This is a genomic window from Pseudozobellia thermophila (assembly GCF_900141855.1).
Taxonomy (GTDB): Bacteria; Bacteroidota; Bacteroidia; order Flavobacteriales; family Flavobacteriaceae; genus Pseudozobellia; species Pseudozobellia thermophila.
This window is the reverse complement of the sequence record NZ_FQYU01000002.1, coordinates 858958-881828: the sequence shown is the minus strand read 5'-3', so window position 1 is coordinate 881828 and position 22871 is coordinate 858958. Positions and strand designations below refer to the sequence as shown.

Annotated in this window: 13 protein-coding genes; 7 read left to right on the top strand and 6 right to left on the bottom strand. The window is 47.2% G+C overall.

The genetic code is table 11. The features are described from left to right. Positions 1-233: 233 nt before the first annotated feature. The 5 genes from BUB37_RS08950 to BUB37_RS08930 all read left to right on the top strand — a co-directional run bounded on the left by BUB37_RS08950 (position 234) and on the right by BUB37_RS08930 (position 8887). The gene (locus tag BUB37_RS08950; protein WP_094766624.1) at positions 234-3290 is read left to right on the top strand and encodes a SusC/RagA family TonB-linked outer membrane protein; all 3057 of its coding nucleotides are present in this window, start codon (positions 234-236) and stop codon (positions 3288-3290) included. Positions 3291-3307: 17 nt separating this feature from the next. Next, a complete protein-coding gene (locus BUB37_RS08945) occupies positions 3308-4792 on the top strand; it encodes a RagB/SusD family nutrient uptake outer membrane protein (RefSeq protein ID WP_072991983.1) in 1485 nt (494 codons plus the stop codon). A gap of 90 nt (positions 4793-4882) precedes the next feature. Then, positions 4883-5929 carry a glycoside hydrolase family 130 protein gene (locus tag BUB37_RS08940; protein ID WP_072991980.1) on the top strand — a complete coding sequence of 349 codons (1047 nt, stop codon included), beginning with the start codon at positions 4883-4885 and terminating at the stop codon, positions 5927-5929. Between the two features lie 5 nt (positions 5930-5934). After that, positions 5935-7176, top strand: coding sequence for an MFS transporter (locus tag BUB37_RS08935; RefSeq protein ID WP_072991976.1), 1242 nt, complete (start codon positions 5935-5937; stop codon positions 7174-7176). Continuing rightward, positions 7163-8887, top strand: a complete 1725-nt coding sequence (locus tag BUB37_RS08930) for a hypothetical protein (protein ID WP_244526775.1) — start codon at positions 7163-7165, stop codon at positions 8885-8887. The genes BUB37_RS08935 and BUB37_RS08930 overlap by 14 nt, the downstream gene beginning before the upstream one ends. A gap of 59 nt (positions 8888-8946) precedes the next feature. On the opposite strand, the gene BUB37_RS08925 is transcribed toward BUB37_RS08930, so the two are convergent. The 6 genes from BUB37_RS08925 to BUB37_RS08895 all read right to left on the bottom strand — a co-directional run bounded on the left by BUB37_RS08925 (position 8947) and on the right by BUB37_RS08895 (position 17903). Continuing rightward, positions 8947-10029: an adenylate/guanylate cyclase domain-containing protein gene (locus BUB37_RS08925; RefSeq protein WP_072991973.1), complete on the bottom strand. Its 1083-nt coding sequence runs from the start codon at positions 10027-10029 to the stop codon at positions 8947-8949. Positions 10030-10315: 286 nt separating this feature from the next. Then, positions 10316-11077, bottom strand: a complete 762-nt coding sequence (locus BUB37_RS08920) for a hypothetical protein (protein ID WP_072991970.1) — start codon at positions 11075-11077, stop codon at positions 10316-10318. Between the two features lie 214 nt (positions 11078-11291). Further along, a complete protein-coding gene (locus BUB37_RS08915) occupies positions 11292-11588 on the bottom strand; it encodes a hypothetical protein (protein ID WP_072991967.1) in 297 nt (98 codons plus the stop codon). Positions 11589-11649: 61 nt separating this feature from the next. After that, positions 11650-11928, bottom strand: a complete 279-nt coding sequence (locus BUB37_RS08910) for an EF-hand domain-containing protein (protein WP_072992786.1) — start codon at positions 11926-11928, stop codon at positions 11650-11652. Between the two features lie 286 nt (positions 11929-12214). After that, positions 12215-13681 (bottom strand): sulfatase, encoded by a 1467-nt coding sequence (locus BUB37_RS08900; RefSeq protein ID WP_072992783.1) that lies wholly within the window; start codon positions 13679-13681, stop codon positions 12215-12217. Positions 13682-13790: 109 nt separating this feature from the next. Further along, positions 13791-17903, bottom strand: coding sequence for a hybrid sensor histidine kinase/response regulator transcription factor (locus BUB37_RS08895; RefSeq protein ID WP_072991958.1), 4113 nt, complete (start codon positions 17901-17903; stop codon positions 13791-13793). A gap of 316 nt (positions 17904-18219) precedes the next feature. On the opposite strand from BUB37_RS08895, the gene BUB37_RS08890 reads away from it, so the two are divergent. Together BUB37_RS08890 and BUB37_RS08885 are read left to right on the top strand one after the other, a co-directional pair. After that, positions 18220-21267 (top strand): SusC/RagA family TonB-linked outer membrane protein, encoded by a 3048-nt coding sequence (locus tag BUB37_RS08890; protein WP_094766623.1) that lies wholly within the window; start codon positions 18220-18222, stop codon positions 21265-21267. Between the two features lie 10 nt (positions 21268-21277). After that, entirely contained in the window at positions 21278-22840 is a 1563-nt protein-coding gene (locus BUB37_RS08885; protein WP_072991952.1) for a RagB/SusD family nutrient uptake outer membrane protein, read from the top strand. Positions 22841-22871 lie beyond the last annotated feature (31 nt).

Below are 22871 nucleotides of genomic sequence, written 5' to 3'. Positions count from 1 at the left end.
TTGCAAGGGTGCCGTACCTCCATATACATATACTTGACACTATGGTTGTTTCATACATCCTTATGTGTAATGTGTTGTATTACAGATGGATGTGAAATAGTGTACACTTTTGAAATTATTGTGTACACCCTTGAATGGCGACATCCATATATTTGGTGGGGTTGAGAATATTGTAAAATATCGATAACTAAAATGAATATTAACAATTTCAAACGAACTAATATTAAAGAAAAATGAAATTTAGCCCGTTCTTAAAAGTAATGACCACTACCTTTTTGCTATTTATGGGGGTGGTTGGCTTATATGCCCAAAAAGATATTACTGGTTATGTGTCGGATGGAAAGGTTCCCATACCTGGTGCCAGTATTGTGGTAAAGGGAACCTCAAAGGGAGTTGCCTCCGATTTTGATGGGAATTTTTCCTTGAATAATATAAGTCCGAATAATGTGCTGGTGATCAGCAGCATTGGCTTTGTATCGCAAGAAATACCCGTTGGAGACCAAACCCATATTGAAGTGGTATTGGTAGAAGATACCCAAAAACTTGACGAGGTCGTTTTGGTTGGGTATACCACCCAAAAGAAAGCCGACCTTACCGGGGCGGTCGCTGTTGTCGACCTTGGGAATTTGGAAAAAACCAGGGTGCCCAATGTTTCCCAGGCACTTCAGGGGCAAGTGGCCGGGGTTCAGGTAACAGCGAGTACCGGGGCGCCGGGCGACCCGGTTGAAATACGTATCCGCGGCGAGGGTACCATAGGCAACAACGACCCCCTTTATGTTGTAGACGGTATACCATCACGTGATATCTCGTTTTTGAACCAGGCCGATATTAAATCCATTTCCGTATTAAAGGATGCTGCGGCAGCGGCCATCTATGGATCCAGGGCCTCCGGGGGTGTTGTTTTGGTTACCACAAAGCAGGGGACCAAAGGAAAAATATCATTCAATATTGATTACTTCAATAGTTTTGACAAGGCCGTGAATTTGCCGAATTTGCTCAATTCCGAACAATATATCAATACCTTGGAAAGGGCGTGGAACAATACCTATACCGGTAACAATCCCTATACGGCCGATCGCGGCCGATCCGATTTTGCCGATACCGATTGGTTGGATGAGCTCTTTAAGACCGGACGCTCGCAGAACTTGCAACTGACCGCCAGTGGTGGCAACGAAAAATTGCAATACCTGATGTCATTGGGATACTACGGTCAAGATGGTATAGTGGTTTACGACAACGACAAGTACCAAAGGATCAATTACCGCACCAACATAAGCGCTGATTTGACCGACCGCCTGAAAATAGGCACCAACTTGCAGCTTTCGTACGATAAGCAAGACTTGGTGGCGTCAAAAGGGGAAAGTTTGATTCGTTTTGCTTTGCTACGCGCTCCCGTAATTCCTGTTTATAAGGATGTAAACGACCCTACCTATTCTACAGGGGACCCTTTTACCGATATGCCCTTCTATACCGAAACAGGTTACGATGCGGGCTTGCAGCGAAGTATGTACGAAATGGTAGGCAACCCAATAGCTATGGCCTACTTTACCGATAATACCGAAAAAACATACAGAACCTTTGGAAATGTGTTTGGGGAATACCGTTTTTTAAAGGACAAGAACTTGACATTTAGGACCAATATTGGGGTAGATCTATCTTTCTTTCACAATAAGGTATTCAACGAAAACTTTGGAGACGACGATGGTGGGGGTAACGCGATCGATGCAGGGTTGGGAAGGCAGAACCGCCCCAATAGCTTAAATGAATCAAGAGGGGAGGCCTTTACCTTAACGGTCAACAATACTTTGAACTATAAGACCTTGTTGAATGACAAGCATAGCCTCTCCGCCTTGGTGGGTATGGAGTATATTTCCAATTATTCCTCATCTATAGGGGCCAGTAGGGCGAGGTTCCCCTATACCGATCAGGAATTCCGCTACCTTGATTATGGGGGGACCGAGCTCGATCTGTGGAACAGTGGCTCCGCCTCTGAATGGGCTCTTTTCTCATATTTTGGTTCGGCTTCCTATTCTTATGACGATAGGTACATGATTACGGCCAATCTAAGGGCCGATGCCTCTTCGAGATTTGCCGAGAATAACCAGTGGGGATATTTTCCTTCGCTATCCGCAGGGTGGATGATTTCAGATGAGTCCTTCCTAGAGGACGTGGATTGGCTATCCAATTTAAAGCTAAGGGCCAGTTGGGGTATTCTTGGGAACCAAGAAATTGACAATTATACCTACCTTACCCTAATCAGTCAAGAGAACGGTATTGTTAAAACCAATCGTTTCGGAAACCCCGATTTAAAATGGGAAAGTTCGGAACAGGTCAATTTTGGGATTGATGCCGGATTTTTCCAAAACAAACTGAACCTAACGGCCGAGTATTTCAACAAATATACAAGTGATATCCTATTGCCCATAAGCCTGCCTTCCATTGTGGGGAATGTGGAGCCTACCATTCTCAATGCCGGGGAGGTGAGGAACAAGGGCCTTGAATTTTCGGTCGGTTATCAAAATTCGGAAAGGGAGTTCAAATATGGCATCAATGCCAACTTGGCCACACTAGACAATAAAGTAGAAAAACTACACCCTAACCTGCCCAATATAGTAGGGGAGGTAACCCGTACAACGGTCGGCCAGCCCCTAAATGCCTACTATGGGTACCGAATGGAAGGCATTTACCAGAACCAGGCCGAAATTGACCAGCATTTGAGCGGAACCGTAAACCCTAGTGCAAAGCCCGGAGACATCAGGTTTAAGGACCTTAATGGAGACGGAATCATTAGTGCGGACAATGACCGGGAATTTATCGGATCGCCCATCCCAGACCTTACATTCGGACTGTCATTTACGTCGTCTTACAAAAAATGGGATTTTTCATTTATGTTCCAAGGGGTCGAAGGGGTTGACCGCTACAATGATGGAAAGAAAATAGTTGATTATGATACGCGCCCATTTAACTATACTACCGCCATATTGAATGCATGGGATGGCGAAAACAGCACCAACAGTATTCCCCGGGTAGCTTTTGAGGATAATGGAAGCAGTAAAACTTCCAGCATCTTCGTTGAAGATGCATCCTATGTAAGGCTCAAGAATATCGAATTGGGCTATACCCTGGATGACATCAAGTGGATCAATAGCCTAAGGCTTTATTTGTCCGGTCAGAATCTTTTGACAATAACAGACTATACAGGCCTTGACCCCGAAACGACAGATTTAATAGACAAGGGAACTTACCCCAGTTCCGCTTCGCTGTTGTTCGGCTTAAATGCAAAATTCTAATCCCAAAAGAAATCAAAATGAAAAAGCTATATAAAAACCTTCTGTTCCTTATCCCGTTTGTTGCGACGGTTTCCTGTACCAGTGAATTGGACAACGACCCGATCGGGCTGCTTACCTTGGACCAAGTAGATACCGACCCCACTTTAGAAACGGTGGAATCTGCCGTAGAGTCTGCCTATCAACCGTTGAGAAACACACTCAATGGCTTGATACCGGACTGGAGATGGGATCTTGGAACGGTGTTCCGGAACGATATCATCTTGCAGGACATGGCCGCAAACGACATGAATAAAAAATGGAACCCCGATGGGGACCAAGCGTGGATGGATGAAATAGGTAACTTCAATTTTACGCCCGAAAACCAAGCCTTTAATGGTATTTGGACCTATGATTATGAAGGGGTAAGCCGAAGTAATCTCGCCATTGGCTTTTTGACCGATGAAGGGATAGTTGGCAAAACAGGTATTTCGGAGTCGAGAAGAAACCAACTCTTGTCCGAGGTGTATTTTTTAAGGGCCTATTACTACTTTGACCTCGTAAATAATTTTGGGGATGTTCCCTTAATACTAAAGTCACCTGATTCTTTTGAAGAAGCCTTTTCGGTATCTGTACGGGCGCCTCGCTCCGAAGTACTGGATCAAATAGCAATCGATTTACAATCTGCCAAAGAATTGGCCCCTCGGGTAAAGAACGATGCAACGGATCCATGGAGGGTCTCTATTGGGGCTGTTATTGCCCTTCAGGCCAAGATTGCACTTTACAATGAAAATTGGTCGGAAGTTTTGAGCCTGATAGCAGAGTTGGATAATTTAGGGTTTTACGGTTTGAACGATAATTATTTCGATGCCTTTGATGCAAGTAAGGAATTCAATGATCAAGAAGTGATTTTTGCCTACGACCATCGCTCAGGAGAAAATCCGGTCAACGGTAACGGTCTGGCCGCGGTGGCAGGCTGGGGATTTTTTGCGCCAACCGAGGATTTCTTGGCCGCATTTGAGCCCAATGACCCCCGTTTGGCCTACACCATAAATGTAGCCGGGCAACATTCGCCAAAGATTATGGGGGCGATCGACGATTATAAGGGAAACGACGATTCTCCAGGAAACAAGGTGTATATACGCTATGCGGATGTACTGCTTTGGAAGGCGGAGGCCTTGAATGAAAGTGGCAAGCCCACCGAGGCAATACCAATTATCAACCAAATTCGGGAAAGGGCCAAGAATACGCCTACGGCCGACGGAACGGTTGTGCCCGAAGCCACATTGGCCCCAAGGGAAGAAACCGGAGACCAGGCCCAGGTACGAACATGGATCCAGTCGGAGCGAAGGGTAGAACTCGGCTTCGAATCGCATCGGTTTAACGATTTAAAGCGTTGGGGCATTGCCGAAACAGTGTTGCAGGGACTTGGAAAAAACTTTCAAGCACATAACAAGCTATATCCTATTCCACAAACGGATATCGATAAATCGGGGGGCACCATAACCCAAAACCCGGGATACTAAGTTCAAAGGGTCCAAAGATGATATGGAAAGCGGTGCGTGCGCCGCTTTCCAATTGGCCCAAGGTTGTTAAACACATTAAGATTTAAATTCATGAAAAAGATAGTGGCCCGACATGGGCAGAACCCCCTATTGTCCCCAAAAGACCTCAAACCGAGTCGACCCGGTATGGTAATCGAATGTTTGCTCAACCCCGGGGCATTTAAATACAAGGGAAAAACAGGCATTGTCTTAAGGGTAGCGGAGCGTACCCAGCAAAAGGAAGGAATGGTATCAGTGCCCATATACGACGAAAAGGGCGAATTAAAAATATTGGATTTTTCCCTTGGGGATCCAAAACTCGACAATTCTGATGCGAGGGTGATTAGTTATGACGGAAAACAGTATCTAACCACTATTTCCCACCTTAGAATATTGTTCAGTGCCGACGGGTTCACTTTTGAGGAGTCCGAGGAGTTTCCCCCAATATTCGGTCAAGGAGCATATGAAACCTATGGTATTGAAGATTGTAGGGTGTCGCAGATCAAGGATACCTATTACCTTACCTATACCATGGTTTCTTCCAATGGGGTAGGCGTGGGTTTAAAAACAACAACGGACTGGAAAACTTTCAAATCGCACGGTATGGTTTTTAGTCCGCATAATAAAGACTGTGCCATTTTTGAAGAGACTGTAAACGGGCGCTTTTATGCCTTTCATCGCCCTAGCAGTCCGGAATTGGGAGGCAATTATATGTGGATTGCCGAGTCTATGGATGGTATACATTGGGGCAACCATAAGTGCATTGCCCGTACGCGCCCCGATCGGTTCGACAGCGCTAGGCTTGGGGCCGGTGCTGCACCGATAAAGACGGAGCGGGGGTGGCTTGCCATTTATCACGGAGCCGATTATGGGCACAGGTATTGTTTAGGGGCCTTGTTATTGGATCTTGACGATCCTTCCAAAGTGGTTTCGCGTTCAGAATTTCCTATCATGGAACCCGAGGAACCGTACGAAAAAGTCGGTTTTTTTGGCGAGGTCATCTTTACGAACGGGCATGTGGTAAATGGAGACGATATTTACATGTACTACGGTGCATCGGATGAGCATGTGGCCCTGGCGACACTATCTATTTCGGAAATTTTGAAAACCTTAGATTAAAACCAATGAAAAAATCACATGGAGTAGGGTGGGGAGATTTCTCTAAAAGTGCCAAGGTACTTATTATTACCAATCTCGTTTATGCCTTTGTATTGCCAGTGGTCGATATTTTTGTGGCATCTTATATTATGAGAAACTCCAACGATCCCGCCAAGGTAATGTTATATCAATTGGCCATTTATTCGGGTATTCCCTTGACCTTTTTGGTAAATGGATATCTACTGAACCTGGTAAACATTAAAAAGCTTTTTTCATTGGGCATGCTATTGAGCGGGGTCTCTATGGTTGTTATGATGTCTTTGGATGAAATTAGCTACATTGGGTTAACGGTGGCCGGCCTGATCATGGGAATGTCTTTTGGACTCTACTGGTCAAATAGGGATTATTTGGTGTTGACCACTACTACGGACAGGACCCGTAATTTTTACTACGGATTGGATACCTTTTTTTATACGGTAACAGGTGTTCTGGTTCCGATAATTGTAGGATGGTACCTTGTAAATGGCCAATCACCGGCCATGGAAGGGATCAACCTAAGATATCAGACGGTAACGATAATTGTCTTTATCGTTACTATTGTGGCATCGGTAATCTTTCACATGGGAACCTATGAAAAGCCCAAGAGCGAAAAATTTCTCTACTTCAAATTTCACAAGGCCTGGAAAAAAATGATCCAACTATCGTTCCTCAAGGGCCTGGCCCAAGGGTTTATTGTCACCGCTCCGGCCATGTTGATGATGACCTTTTTCGACTCTGAGGGCGCACTGGGAACGGCACAGTCCATCGGGGCCTTGGTAGCGGCCTTTGTTATGCTCCTTCTGGGAAAATATTCCAAGCCGAAACATCGATTGGCCATTTTTAGTATAGGGCTGATCTGTTTTTTTCTTGCAGCACTGTTTAATGGGATGTTGTTCAGTACTACGGGAGTCATTCTCTTTATGTTTTTTTTGTTGATTGCGAGGCCTGTACTCGATATTGCCTATTTTCCGATACAATTGAAATTGATAGATGTTTTGTCCAAATTTGAGGAAAGAAATGAATTTGCCTACATACTCAACCACGAATTCGGTTTGTATGTCGGACGATTTTTGGGAGCCATGACCTTTTTGGGACTGGCATACCTGGGCAGTACTGAAATAGCCCTCAGATATGCTCTTTTGATTATTGGGACATTACAGTTACTTTCAATAAAAATAGCCAAACAACTTTTGAAACAACAAAAAGAATTAGAACATGAAATGGAATAAGTGTGCAGTTTTGGGCACCGCTTTAGTGCTGTTGGCCGGTTGCCAAAAAAAGGAAAAAACACAAACCCCGCCCGTGGTCCAAAAGAACATCGGCCGTGTCGATAGTATGCCCTTTATGCCCGAACCCTTTAAGATTTTGGATTTTAAGGAGTTGGCCCTGGCCTATGACAGTATTGTATACGACGGTTCCCAGACCGGGGAGTATTGGCCCTTGATATGGAAGGACGGGACAAAGAAAAACTTTGACCAGGAAACCTTTGGCATTTATACGGCATTGGGAGATACGAGACAGGGCCCCGACAAGCACCAGGGGATGTTTCACGAATCGTTGAACACCATTAGTTCGGTTCTTGGGGCCTCTTTGGTGGGCCTCGATAAATCAGACCAGAATGGCGAGAATTACGTGGGCATGTTGAAGAACTATTTTAACTCCGAAACGGGGTGGGACATCGTAATGAACAATACCTGTCCTGAAGTGGCCTTGTTGGGAGGTGGTTATGGAAGGGATTGGTGGTACGATGTGTACCCGAACCTTCTTTTCTACGGCGTGGCCAATTTTTACCCAGACCAACCCGACTTTGAGTATATTCAACGTTCCGTTGCCGACCGTTTTCAAAAGGCCGATTCGGTATTGGCCGGAAATTACCACCATACGTTTTTTGATTATGGGGCGTTGGAAGCCAAGGACAATTGGATTTGCCACCAAGAAGATGCCGCCGCGGGCCATGCTTATGTTTTATATGCGGCCTATCAGAGGTTTGGCGATTTGAAATATCTAAAGGCGGCAAAGTCTTCCATAGAGGCGCTTCTTTCCCAAAAGGAAAACCGTTTTTACGAAATACTTATGCCTTTCGGCGCCTATGTGGCAGCCCGATTGAACGCCGAAGAGGGCACCTCCTACGATTACCATAAAATTCTGGATTGGACCTTTAACGGTACATCGGTATGTCGCGAAGGTTGGGGCGTACTATTGGACAATTGGAACGGGTACGATGTTTCAGGATTGGTGGGCAGTACCATTGATCACGGCGGATTTGCCTTTTTGATGAATACCTACGACACCATGTGGCCCTTGGTGCCATTGGTCAGGTACGACCCTAGGTATGCCACCGCAATCGGAAAATGGATGTTGAATGCCGCCAACGCCTCTAAGTTTTTCTACCCCTATGAGATGGCCGATGAGCATCAGACCTTGCCCGATAAAAAGGAGGTCACAAAGGGCGTGATAGCCTACGAAGGCTTGATCAAAAAGGCCCATCTCGAAGGGTACTCCCATCTCCAAGCTCCCATAGCCATTGGCGATGGGCCGCATTGGACACCCGACAATCCCGAGGTTTCGCAATTCAGCGTATATGGTAGCGGCCATGTTGGAATAGCCGGGGCCATAATAGAAAAAACCAATGTGCCGGGAATATTGAAGTTGGATTGTTTGGCCACGGATTTTTACAGGAAGGAATCCTTTCCCACTTTTTTGCTCTATAACCCGCATGAAGAGGGTAAAACAGTGAAATACGTAAGCAAAAGTGAAGGTAAGGTCGACTTGTACGATGCTATACGGCACCGGGTAATAGCCAAAGGAGTCGATAACGATAGTAGTATCGCCATTCCCCCAAAAGAAGCCAACTTGATTGTGGAGATTCCTGCCGGGAGTCCTGTCGAACAAAGACAAGGTAAATTTTATGTAGGCGATGTGGTGGTTGCATACCAATAATCGAAGGACCGGAGATAACCCTTATTGTCTGGGGATTTGACCGGGATGGAAACCAGGGGCTATCGGTTTTCCTCAATGGTATAAACGTTGATCTCACTGTGCTTTCCCTTGAGCAGGATGCTTCCCAAGGAAGTGGGCAAATATGTCGAACCGAGGTCCAGTTCGTTTAAAAGCGTTTCGGAAATTAAAAGGGAGGCCTTGTGGTTGTTGCATTCCTCCTGGATGCGGGCAGCGGTATTGATCACATCGCCGTGGTAGGCCAGTTCCTTTTTTACGCTTCCCACTTCCGCCACCATTAGAAAACCTCCGTGTAGGCCCGCTTTGAACCTGGGTATTAGGCCGTACCTTTCCCTGTAGTAGGCGCCCCTCTTTTTTATGTGGTGTTCAAAGGCAAAAAAGACCTTGACGCAGTTGGCTTTGGCCACTCCTTTGTTATAAGACCACGATAGGACCGCTTCGTCTCCTACATATTGATAAATTTCGGCATCGAACCGGGGTACCACCTCGTTGAGGTCGTAAAAAAAGTCTTGAATGAACTGACTGTATTTCAGGTGTCCCAATTTTTCGGCTATTGCCGTGGAGTCCTTGAGGTCTAAAAACATAAAAATGCGCTTTTCCTCCTTGGGTTTTTTGTAGGTGCCCAACAGCATTTTTATAAAAAGCCCCCTGCCAAATTTTTCCCGGGCTATTTTTAAAAAGGAAAAAACGAGGGAAGCAATAAAAATATACAAAAGGGTGGCGTGTAGGATTCTGTTTTTGAGCCACCAGCCCTTTCCATTATCGATGTTGATTCCGCTTAAGTCGGAAATCAATCCGACGAGCAGGGTAAAGACGGCAATTGTCGAAAGAAAGTAGGTAATGGTCCTTATGGCTATCGAAGGACCGATGGCCAGTCGCTTTGAGCTGTATTTTTCGAATGCAAATTCGACGAGGGCATAGAGCAGCCCCAAGGAAAGGCCGGTAAGGATATAATAACCCATTATTTCCCCCATCGATAAATGGGCTATGTCGTCCGCCATGCGAATCGATTCGATATGGGTCAGGCCATAAAACCTAAAAAGGGCAAAAAGGCCCATGGCCGTTGCCCAAAATACTAGGGTTTGTCCTAGCAGTCCGTAGAAATACCTTAAATTTTCCTTCACACTTGAGTTCTGAAAACCGGCTTGCCTTATCAGGTCGGCATGGCCTGAACGGGCGTAAAGTTAGTTTATAATTTCCTTATGTACACGCAGGTTTCCTTATACAGGGCCGCTTGGTCTATGGACAGGAGGTTTGGCCGGGGATAGGGGGCAAGGGGAGGGCCTTTAGGCAGATGGAGTCGGAACTTTAAGGGACTTTGGCGCTATCCCGCGAAACGTCGTTTGCTAACATAGATTTTGAAAAAACGGGAGGCATAGATAGCGAAAGGAACCGGATTGCCCTATAAGGTCAACTATTTACGGGATAGCCCAGTTCATGGCTTAGTTTGATGGCAATGACTTGCGTTCTGCTCCTTAATTTCTTGGCCAGGGTCAAAAGCTTTTCGGTATGTATCAACCTCGAAATAACACTGTTTTGATATTCCTTGTCCTGTAACAGTTTGTAATAATTTGATTCGGCCCCAAAATTTTTGATAGTGTAGTACTTCGGGTCGTCCTTGGGCAGAATATCGCTTAGCGAAAGGTGTTCTTCCAAAACCGGTTTTATGTTGTTGTCCACTATTTCCTTGATTTCAGCTACCTCCATCTCAAATTCCCCCAACTCGGTAGGGTAATTGGTGATCAGTTTTTTTAGGGAATCGCTTTCGATCATTTCCAATTTGGTGGTGCTGATAACCGAATTCAAGGCCCCATCGAGCAGGTTTACCTCCTTAAAGTTCAAGAGGGCAATCGTATCTTTGGCTCCTAGGGTGATTTCGTCGGGCGCCAGTCCCACGTAATTGATGGTAGCCTCAAGCCTCTCGATATCGTCCGAATAGTGTTCGATACTACTGTTCAGGGTTACTAAATTAAGGTTCAATTCTTCGTAGAGGCTGTCGTAGATTTTAAGCTCGACGATTTTATTTTTTCGGATCTCGTTTAAATCATTTATTTTCCAGGCAATCAGTATACCGATAACGATCAGCAATATTTCACCAAGGGCGTATGCCAGATAGTTCTTCAACTTTCCGGCATCCAATAATTTTCGTCTTATTTTTCGAAATACCTTCATATCTATTGTTCCAATTTCAGGGTACGGTCATAGCCATTGCCAAAGCGATTTAAATTCTGTTCTTCGATGCAGACACTGATATCTATCGACAGGAAAAAGGGGCACCGCCCTAAAAAACCATAGGAATTTGCTAAGGCAATCCGCTTTTTGTGCTACCCTTGGCCTATTTCCGAAAGATACGGGGTGCTGTGTTCGTCGTTTTCCTTGAAGGCATTTATGGGAGGACTAAGTTGTCGAAACTTTCCGGGAGTTCGGAAGTAATAACCTTGAGTCCGTTTGATGGTTGCCCGGTATCGGTCCGCCTTTCAAAAGGACAGCCCCGTTGCCGTTGATTGTTAAGAAAACAATTGTCTCTAACGTAATCGACGGCCAGGTAGTGCTTGGTCAGGGCCTCGTGAAAACCGGGCCGGTTTAGGCCGATGTTCACTGTACCCAATACGCCCTTGACCTCGAGAAAATACGAGGTCAATAGGGGGGAGGGCGTAGGCACTTTGGCCGTCAATACGATCAACAGGCAAGAAACGAGTTTTTTTTCACGGTGTTCCCCCTAAACTGAACGAGTGAATAAGTCCCTATTGTCTCTTAGGACGCTTGCCCGAAGGTTTTGGGGCCTTTTCTACCTCTTCCTTGGAAAGAAAGCCGTCTTCATCGGAGTCGATTTTGGAGAACATGTCCTTCAGTGGACCTTCAACTTCCTTTTCGGAAAGAAGGCCGTCCTCATCCTTGTCCATTTTTTCGAAGATCTCGTCAACGGAAGGGGGCTCTTGGTTTCTATGGTCCGATTGGGCGTTGCTTGAAAGTGCAAATAATGCGCTGGCCGAAATACCTAATAAAATTGCTTTTGTCGTCATCTTTATTGTGTTTATGTTTTTAATGGTAAACGGAAATGCCATATCGTAAACATTCCGTTTTCTGGTAGCAAAGATGGGCAATGCCTTTATACGGAATGGGCATTTTAAGCCAATGGAGGCGGGTTTTCAGCGAATGCCCGAGATCCATAGGTGAAACGTGGCCCCGATGGGGAGGGAAGGGCTGGTTTTTAAAGTTTTGCCAAGGTTTTTTGGTAGGGATGGACCAAGGAATGGCGAAGGAGGTAAGGACTTGCCCGGGAAGGGAAAGTAAAACCCTGGACGCCCGTTAAGGGTAAGGCCTGAAGTCGGCGTCATAGGCACTGTTCGGTTCCGTTGGTACCGGGGCTTGGGTACGGGCACGCCATTTTTTTAGTTTTTCGTAAAGTTCCTTCGTTTTTTCAGGGTTTTCTTGGGCCAGGTTGCTGGTTTCGCCAATATCCTCGCTTAGGTCGTATAGTTCGAGGGCCCCGTCTTCAAAGTATTCGTGAAGCTTCCAATGCCCGGAGATGATCACCGACCCCGGACGTGTCCTAAAGAGCGGGTCACGCCCTTGGTCCTTGATCCCATCGTACTGCTGTAGATAAATGGGGAAATGAAAATACAGTTCACGGTCGGCTATCGATCCCGTCGTGAACAGGGGTGCCAGGTCTACGCCATCGAGAAAATCCGCCTTTTTTCGAGGTTGTGCGATATGTTGTAGGGTAGGGTAAAAGTCGAGGTTGCTTACCGGGACGGAACAGACCGATTGCGGTTCGATCTTTTTGGGCCACTTGATAACTAGGGGTACCCGAATGCCCCCTTCATAATAGGATCCTTTACCCGCCCTTAGGGGGTCTTGCCCCGAAATGGCCCTGATACCGCCGTTGTCTGAAGTGAATATGACCAAGGTGTTCTCTTCCAGGCCGTATTGCCTTAGGGCGTGCATGAGCCTACCTACATTTTGGTCCATGGCATATACCATGGCGGCATAATCCGGTCTGTTCTGGCCCTTTTCCCCTTTTTTGCCCCTAAACCTTTCCACAAGCTCCTTTTTTCCCATGATAGGGGTATGCACGGTATAATAGGGCATGTAGAGAAAAAACGTAGTGTCTTTGTGGGTCTCTATAAAGGATAGGGCCTCTTGGGTAAGCCTATCGGTCAGGTATTCCCCCCTTTTTCCATCCGTAATGTTATCGATGTTGTAAGGGGAAAAGTAGCCGTTCCTGCCCGGATTCCCTTTGGAACTCCCGCCTACATTGACGTCGATGCCCTGGGGCTTGGGGTCATGGCCTACATGCCATTTGCCGAAACTTCCCGTGACATAGCCGGCCGACTTGAGCATTTGGGGCAGGGTGTAAAGGGTGTCGTTGAGGTGGGGCGTGTTTTTGATCGGAATGAGCTTACGGGTTTTTGCATTCCCGCGATCGGATGGACTGACGGTATATACACCGTGCCTGGGCGTATTGAGTCCCGATAGGAGGCAGGCCCTACTGGGCGCACAGTTGGAGGCGCCGGCATAGGCCCGTAAAAAGACCATCCCTTCCTTCGCCAAGGCGTCCAAATGGGGTGTTTCGTAATAGGTACTGCCCATAAAGCCAAGGTCCTTATAGCCCAGGTCATCGATATTTATCAGGACGATGTTCGGCTTTTTATCCCTAGGTTTTTCTTTGTTCCCCCGACATGAAGTAAAAACCGATATGCATGACAGGAGCAGGGGAAGGAGGACGGCCGTTCGAACAATTTTTGGGGATGGGGCTTTTATAGGGTGTTGCATCATTATCGTTTTTGACTCGAATAAAACTATGGTGATCTTGCACAATTATAAGGGGCCTTACGAATCGCAAAGGGGGGCTGAATGTTGCGAAAAGGTCATAAACGGCCTTTTAAGCACTCGCCTCCACGGTCTCGGCCTTATGGCCAAAGTAGCGCTTGACATACTCCGAGGGGCTTAGGCCGTATTTCTTGCTGAAACATTTGCTGAAATACTTTTGGTTGCTGAAGCCTGTCATATAGGCTACTTCCGAAATGTACAATTTGGTCGACCTTAACAGTTGTGACGCACGTTTGAGGCGAATGTCCTTGATAAAGTTTACCGGGGTGTCGTTGTTTATGGCCTGTAGTTTTCGGTAGAGGTTGGCCCGGCTCATTCCCACCTCGCTGGCCAGGAATTCGACATTCAAGGCCTTGTCGTCAATATGCTCCTCGATGATACAGATCAGTTTTCTGATGAATTTTTCGTCGTTGGAGTCGACCTTTACCGCACTGGGCTCAGGAGTGATTATTTTGCTATACCTGTCTTTGAGCTCCTTGCGCGACTTGAAGGTGTTGATTACCTTCCACTTTAAAAACTCCAGGCTGAAAGGCTTTTCGATATAGTCGTCGGCCCCCAGGCTAAGGCATTCGATTTTGGTGTCCTCGGCATTCTTTGCCGTCAACATAAAAATGGGGATGGCCTTGGTTTCGGCAGTGTTCCTTAGCCTGCGCAGCAGCGACATACCATCTTCGATGGGCATGAGAATATCGCAAATAACCAGGTCGGGCCTTTCTTCGATACATTTGGTGTAGCCTTCCTGTCCGTTGCGCGCCTCGATGATATGAAAGTCGGATGTAAGCTCTTCCTTTACCATGGTTCTTAGATCGTCGTTGTCCTCGACCAGTAAAACCACCGGTTTGCTAGGGAGGTGTGTGGTCGATGGACTTTCCAGTTCCGAGGTAATCTCCTTCATTACCTGAAACTCGGAGTTCTTGATAAAGTTCTTGGTCAGCGGGGTGCCTTTGTTAATCCGCTCCTTTTTGTGGTACCTGTTCTTACTTATTGGCAGGTAAAAGGTAAACTCGGTAAAGATATTCTCTTCGCTTTTTACCTCGATCTTTCCGTAATGCCGTTCGGTCAGTTTCTGGACGAGTTCCATTCCTATACCGGTTCCCGGTATTTGGTTGCTGTATTTTTTGGTGGCTTGGTAGTAGCGATCGAAAATACGGGGAAGGTCTTTTGGCGGAATGCCTATGCCATTGTCGCGTACACTGCACTTAACATAGGTACAATTGCCCGATTGCTTGTCAAGACCATGGGTTTCTCGCTTTGGGGCCAGCCCCAAGGAAACTTTGATCCTTCCTTTTTTTGGGGTGTACTTAAAGGCATTGGACAGCAGGTTGAAAAGTATTTTTTCAAGAATGTCTACATCGTACCAACCGACGATCTTGCCTTCTTCGACAGTAAATTGGTAGTCGATTTCATTGATTTTGGCAAAATCGTTGAAGGCATTTTTAATGATCTCGATATCCTTTACAATGTCGTTTTTTGAAATTTGGAGCTTAAACTTCCCCTCGTCAAACTTTCGGATATCCATCAATTGATTGATCAGACGGTGCATGCGCAGGCTATTGTTGTAAATCCTTTGCGAGGTAACGGGGCTTAAGGTAAACTTTTTGTCCTTCACCACCTTTTCTATGGTGCCGAGTATGAGGGCCAAGGGGGTGCGAAGTTCGTGCGATATATCGGTAAAAAACACCATTTTCATGCGGTTGATCTCATTGTCCTTTTCGCGGCTGACGGTTTCGGCCACCAACTTCTTTTTTAGCTTGTACCATCGCCGCACGAGCATCCACGTAATGTAGACGCAGGTGGTCAAGAGCAAAAAATAGATCACATAGGCCAAGTTGCTCTTGTAAAAGGGCGGGGTAATGGTAAATTTGAACGTGGCCGGCCGGTCGTTCCAAATCCCGTCGCTGTTTGTACTTTTTACTTTGAAGGTGTAGTCGCCGGGGGGCAGGTCGTTGTAATTCGCGTTTCGGTTCGAGGCCTTGGTGTAATGCCAAAAATCGTTTATGCCCTCGAGCATGTACGCGAATTCATTTTTATTGGGGGCCGTAAAGTCCAAAGTCGAAAATTCAAAGGCAATGTTGTTCCTGTTGTGTTTTAGTTGGAGGCTGCCCGTGGTGTTCAGGTATTTTTTCGAGCCGAATTCACCGTCGGCCCTGTTCGCTTGGTTAAAGTCTTCAAAAATAGTGTAACTGGTAATTATCGTAGTGGGTACCAAAGAGGTCTTTTTGTAGTTTTGTGGATTTACCGAAAAGAAACCGCCCGGGCATCCAAAATAGATTTTTCCATTGGGGGCGACCGCATGGGAGTTGAACATAAAATGACTTTCGGTAACCCCGTCTTCGATTCCGAAGTTTACAAATTTTTCTTCCTTGGTATCGAATAGCGAAATGCCGTCCCTCGTGCTCAACCATAGGTTGCCCGAAGCATCTTTGGCGATACTGGCGATGGTCGTCGATAGTAGGCCTTTGTTCTTGCTGTAACTTTTTATGGTTTCATGTTCCGCATGGTAAAAATTCAGTCCACCGCCCCTTGTGCCGATCCAAATATTGCTTTTTCCATCTTCGACGAGGCATAGAATGGCATTGGAGCTCAGGCCGTTGTCCGATGTGGGGCTGAACACCTTTATGTCTTCCTTGATCAGGTTGACCTTAAAGAGTCCGTCACCACGGGTGCCGATCCATAGGTTTTGTTTTTGGTCGAGATGCATCACCGAAACGTTTTTCCCCGAAAGCACCGAAACCACCTTTCGCCTAAAGTAGTCCATGGTCCCTTCGGGAGAGACGACCTTGATGCCTCCGCCCCATAGGCCCAACCATATTTCATGGCTGTTGGGCGTAACGATGTCGCGAATGGTGTAGTTGAATGTGCCCAAGGTGTCGAATTGAACCTGTGCGGCTCCCTGGCGATAGTTTTTTGAGATCAAAAGGTGCTTTCCCGTGGCATACAGTAGCTGCCTTTGTGTAAAATCCGTTTTTACCAAGCTGTACCCTTCATCGCTTGGCAATAGCTGCTGTGCGCTCTTGGTCTCCGTATTATAGCGGTAAAGGCCTTTACGGTCGATGGTTGCGAGGAGGTCGTTTTCTGGGGTGAGCAAAAGGTTTTGGGTAAAGTGGTTATTGAATTTGTCGTCGATAACCGTGTACTCGAAAATTGAATTTCTGTCGCTGTGTTTTTTGACCCCTTTATTGGTCGCTACCCAGAGGTTGTTGTACCGATCCACTATAGAGGCATTGATTTGGTTTTCGTAGGGGGTGTTATCGTGTTTTCGGCTGTCGCCCACATGGGTAAAGGCGTAGGAGGAGTTGGTTTTTTCTCCCTTGTACAGGCCCGATTGGGTGCTGGCCCATACGGTATTGGAATTTCTGTCGATGGATAGGGAAGTGAAAGTGGTGGGGCCTTGGTCGCTTGCGCCAAAGCCGTCTATCTTATCGATGATTTTTAGGATAGGGGCGCTTTTGGAGTACTCAAGAAGATACAGCCCCTTGTCGGTAGCGGCCAATAGGGTGTTGTTTTCGGCGTGTCGAAGAAAGAAGGTGTTCATGGCGAAGCCCGTATCGACCAGCATGTGTTGGGGGTCAAGGGCCAAAATACCCTTGGGAGTGGCGAACCAACTTCGGCCAAAAAGGTCTTCGCAAAAATCGTTTACCTTCTTTTCGGGATCCCATATTGCGCCTTTTTGCCGATAGTTCAATTCGGTCTTGAACTCGACCTTTGCCAGTTCGTTATGGGGCAGGATTCTCACTATGCCCGTATTGCGAAGGTTGGCCCAGACCGTACCGTCTTTTGACTTCCCCAGAACGGTGGTCCTGTTGTTCTTGTAAAAGCCTTTAAAGCTATTGGCCGCACGATCGTACCTTATAAGATAACTTTCGCTCCCTATCCACAGGTTGCCATGGTCGTCTTCGACCACCGAGTTGATACTGTTATTGGGTATCGACGTGTCATCAAAAACATCGTATTGGTTTTCTACCAGCGAATGGCCGTCGTATCGGTATAGGCCACTATCGGTACCTAGCCATAAATAGCCCAAATGGTCTTCGTAGATCACATTTGTTTTTTTATTGAACCGGCTATCGGCGATATGTAGCGAATGGAAATAGGCATTGGTATCCTGGGCCTGGGACGGACTCCAAAGAAACAGCAGTATCAATAACGGGGTTATCAGCTTCATAAGGGTTGGCTTGGTTGTGGCAATTCTTTACTGACCAAAGGCAGGGCTACCAACCTTTTTCGCTCAGGCTCAAAGGTTTTGGAACCCCATTTTGGGCTTATACATCCCCTTTTTGGGTGTATCGATCATCTTTATACGATTTAAATATAGGGTATAAATGTTGCAAATAGGAGGTTAAACGGGAGTAAAAGCGCCGTGCGCAACATTTGTGCACCCATATGAGACGCTTGGGGCGGGTCTGCCCCCTATATTTACGCCAAGCCTTAGGCAGCTCAACACCTAAGGCCAATAAATTTAACCAACATCAACTATTATTATGACTTTAAAAAGAATGTTATTGCTATTGCTGTTTCTGGGCACGGTATCGCTTCAGGCACAGCAAAATGTGACGGGAACCATTACGGACGAGTCGGGTCAACCGCTCCCGGGCGTGAACGTATTGGTTAAGGGAAGCACGGTGGGAACCGTAGCCGATTTTGATGGAAAATATGCTATCGAGGCTCCGGAAGGGGCCGCCTTGGAGTTTAGTTATTTGGGCTTTGTGACCCAAAGTGTGCAGGTGTCCGGTCGCACCACTATAAACGTGGTCATGGCCGAAGACGTTGCACTGTTGGAAGAAGTGGTGGTCATCGGCTACGGTACTTCCAGTAAGAAAGACCTGGTGTCTTCGGTGGCCTCGGTAAAATCGGATGTGCTTGAGAACCAACCGGTGGCAAGGGTAGACCAGGCCCTTCAAGGCCGTGCCACGGGCGTTGAGGTCACGTCGAACAGCGGTACACCGGGTGCGGGCGCCACTATTCGTATTCGGGGCAACAGTTCGATCAACGGAAACAACGACCCGCTCTACGTTGTCGATGGGTTCATTGCCGGTACGGGCTTTAACCTCAATACGATCAACGTAAACGATATCGAGTCGATTGAAATATTAAAGGATGCCACCGCCCTGTCCATTTACGGTACCCGTGGGGCGTCGGGGGTTATTCTGATCACGACCAAGAACGGTAGGGGCATGGCCCCCGGTAAACCCGTTGTTACGATCAACCATTATTACAGTCTACAGGAAACGGCCAATCGGATCGATATTCTTGGGGGGCAGGATTTTATCGATTATAAAAACGAGTCGTACCAGTTTGTGCCCGGACCCGATGGTTTTGGGTATACCGACACTTCGTTGCCCCTGGTATTAGATCCCGAAAACACCACTACGACCGATTGGTTGGATTTGGTGGAGCAGCCGGGTGCCATTTCCAATACCGATGTTTCCATTACCGGTAATTCGGAAAACGCCAACTACTTTATTTCGGCCAACTACTTTAACCAGAAGGGGCTGTTGAGAGGGTCCGGTTTGGAACGGGTAAATTTCCGGACCAATTTGGATGTCAAGGTGTCGGACCGCTTCAAGGCCGGTATCCGGGCCAATATGACCCATTATAAGATAGAAAACAACAAAGTGGATTACAGCGGCATCGTTGCCAATGTATTGCCCATCAGGCCCGTTTACCTTGAGGATGGAAGCTTTTCCTTTGAAAATCCTATTAGCGCAGGTTTGGAGCGTAATCCGGAAGCCGATATACAATTGCGCGTAGACCATGACCTGGTTACCCAATTGATCACCAATGCCTATGTGGAATACGAGATTGCCAAAAACCTTTCGTTCAAATCTACCTTCGGGGCACAGTTGAACTACGTAAAACAGAACAATTACCTCCCCGGGATCTTACCGGAGCGCGTTAACGGTGGCTATGGTAGGATCAACACCAATTTTTCGAAGAGTATATTGAATGAAAACACCTTCAATTACAATTTAGATCTCGAAGACCATTCGATCAAATTGCTCGGGGGCTTTACCTGGCAGAAGGACAACAACGAGAGTACCTTTTCCGAGGCCGAAAACTTTCCGAACGATGTAGTGCTTTTTAACAACTTGGCCTTGGGCGATTCGGAGACTGCAACAGTGGGTTCGGGTTACGGTCAACGAACCTTGACCTCCTTCTTGGGCAGGGTCAACTATGGCTATAAAAGCAAGTATTTGCTCACCTTGGTGGGGAGGTACGATGGGTCTTCGGTGTTCGAGACCGGAAACAAATATGCCTTCTTCCCCTCGGTCGGTGTGGCATGGAATGTCGACGAAGAGGATTTTATGATCGATTCGGACGTGATCGACCGCTTTAAACTAAGGGGCAGTTACGGTATTGTCGGCGAACAAGGGGTGGAAGCTTACAATTCCATTTCGACTTACGCCAATACCACGACCGTCTTTAACGGTTCCTTGGTAAACGGGGTGCTTGTCGGAAAGGTGCCCAGTAGTGGCCTGACCTGGGAAACGACGAAGCAATTGGATCTCGGACTGGAACTGGGCTTCTTGGGCAATAGGATTACCTTCGAGGCCGATTATTATAAAAAAACGACTGAAGACCTGCTCTTATCGGTAGCCTTATCGGGGCAGGTGGGGGCCAACTCAACTACCCAGTTACAGAACTTGGGTTCCGTGGAAAACAGGGGATTTGAACTGGGCCTCAATACCATTAACGTACAGAACGATAACTTTTCCTGGGAGTCCAATATCAGCATATCCTCCAACAAGAGCGAGATATTGGAGCTCGACGACCAAGAGTACATCTCCCTTCAGTCTACCGGAAACCAAGGCGGGAATTCGGCCCGTTTGATCGTAGGGGAGGCCTTGCCGACCTTTGTTGGGGCGCGATACTTGGGCACCTATAAGTCGGCAGAGGAGATCATTGCCGATGGAAGGGAGGGCCGTTCCTTTATCGGGGGGCCAAGGTACGAGGATGTCAATGGCGATTCGAACATCAATGACGAGGATTTTCAGGTGCTGGGAAGCCCCATACCCGATTTTTACGGAGGTTTTAGAAACACCTTTACCTATAAGAACCTTTCGCTGGACGTGTTTTTCCACGGAAGCTATGGGGCCGAAATCTTTAACGTGAGAACGCAAACGGCCTATTTCGGACGGGGCGAGCAAAATGTAGATCCGGTCGTACTTGACCGATGGCAAGCGGGGGTAAATGAAACTTCCGATATCCCTAGGGCCGGACCATCAAACAGCCTGTTTAACCCGAACAGCAGTTTGAATATTGAAGACGGGTCGTACCTCAGGTTGAAAACAATGACCTTAAATTACAACGTTCCCTTGGAATCGGGCGGACTCAGCGATGTATTCAGCGCTTTGAACGTCTACGTGACCGGAACCAACCTGTTACTTTTTTCCGACTTTACACTGGGCGATCCCGAAGTGAACAACTTTACCGCCGGAAGCGGTCTGAATTCGGTTTCCCAAGGCTTTGCCTCCGGGCAATATCCGTATGCGAAAACCATAACCCTAGGCGTAAAAGTAGAATTTTAAAAAAACCGATATGAAAACTATAATAACGAACAAATTTCTAATACTGCTCTTGGGCCTTCTCGTGTTGGGCTCATGTGACGAGTTCTTGGAAGAAGACCTTCGGGACCAAATTACGCCCGACGCCTTCTTTACCAATGACAAGGAGGCCGAACTGGCCGTCAACGGGGTTTACCGATTGTATCACGATAACAACCTGTACAGGCAGCGCGGACTCGACAACTACTACACCAGTGGGGCCGATATCCAGGCGGCCAACAGGGACGTCAACGGATCCATACACAACTACCTGATCCAAGAAGGCACGGCCGACGGCAACGGAACATGGATACAGCTCTACCGTGTGGTCAATAACACCACCGAGTTTATTTTCAATATAGAGAACAACGAGAACCTCTCGCAAGAGGTAATCGACCATCGATTGGGCGAACTGTTGTTCTTAAGGGCCTTGGCCTATTTTCACCTGACGAATCTTTGGGGCGATGTCCCCTTTTATACCGAACCCCTGCCCGTCTTGGAAAGGTCGGTACTCGGCAGGCATCCCAAGGCAGAGATACGAAGTGCCATGAAGGCCGACCTGGCCAGGGCCTTTGATTTGCTTCCCGGCTCGTATTCGGGCAACGATTTGGGAAGGGCCACAAAATGGGCGGCGGCCACCCTAAAGGCCAAATACCATCTTTTCGACAGGGAATGGGCCGAGGCGAAGGCGGAATGCGATATCGTGATCGATCAAAGTCCGCACCGGCTTCTCGACAATTATGCCGATGTCTTCGATCAATCCGATCCCAGTGCCCAATACAACGACGAGCATATTTTTGTTGTCGATTTTGAAGCCGATTACGGCGGACCTTTGAACACCACCAGAACGGACGACTACAATCCGCGTATTCGCGATGAACCTTTTAACAGAAACGGCGATACCCTGATCAACGGACAGACCTACCAGCGGGTCGATTATTTTCAAAACCAGGTGCTAAGGCCCAGAAACGAGGATATGACCGGCTACGGTTGGTCGGTTCCCCTGCCTGAATTTGCCTTGAGGGAAAATTGGCAGGAGGGCGACCTGAGGTACGACGCCACCATAGTAACCGAATATTTGGGATGGAAATTGTCGTTTCCGTACTTTAGAAAGAACTGGAATCTCGATCAAGAGAATTCCTTACGGGGCAATCACCCCGAAAACTTTATCGTTTTCCGCTTGGCCGATGTATACCTGATGGCGGCCGAGGCCGAAAACGAAATGAACGGGCCCGGCAATGCCTACGCCTACGTCAACAAAGTCAGGGAACGCGCCTTTGAACCCGACCAGCCGTGGAGCGGTATGTCACAAGAGCAGTTCAGGGAGGCCATGTACGAAGAACGCAAGTTCGAACTCAGTGCCGAAGGCCACCGCCGTATGGATTTGATACGTTGGGGAATACTATTGGAAAGGGTAAAATCGGTACAGCATCGCGCATGGAACAACCCCGGGGCCAATATCCAACCTTATCACGTGTTATTGCCCATACCGCAACAACAACTTGAACTGAACCCCAACCTATTGGAATCGGACCCGACCAATAACGGGTACAGGTAATCCTAAAAAATTGAATAATTTGCCGTGGGGC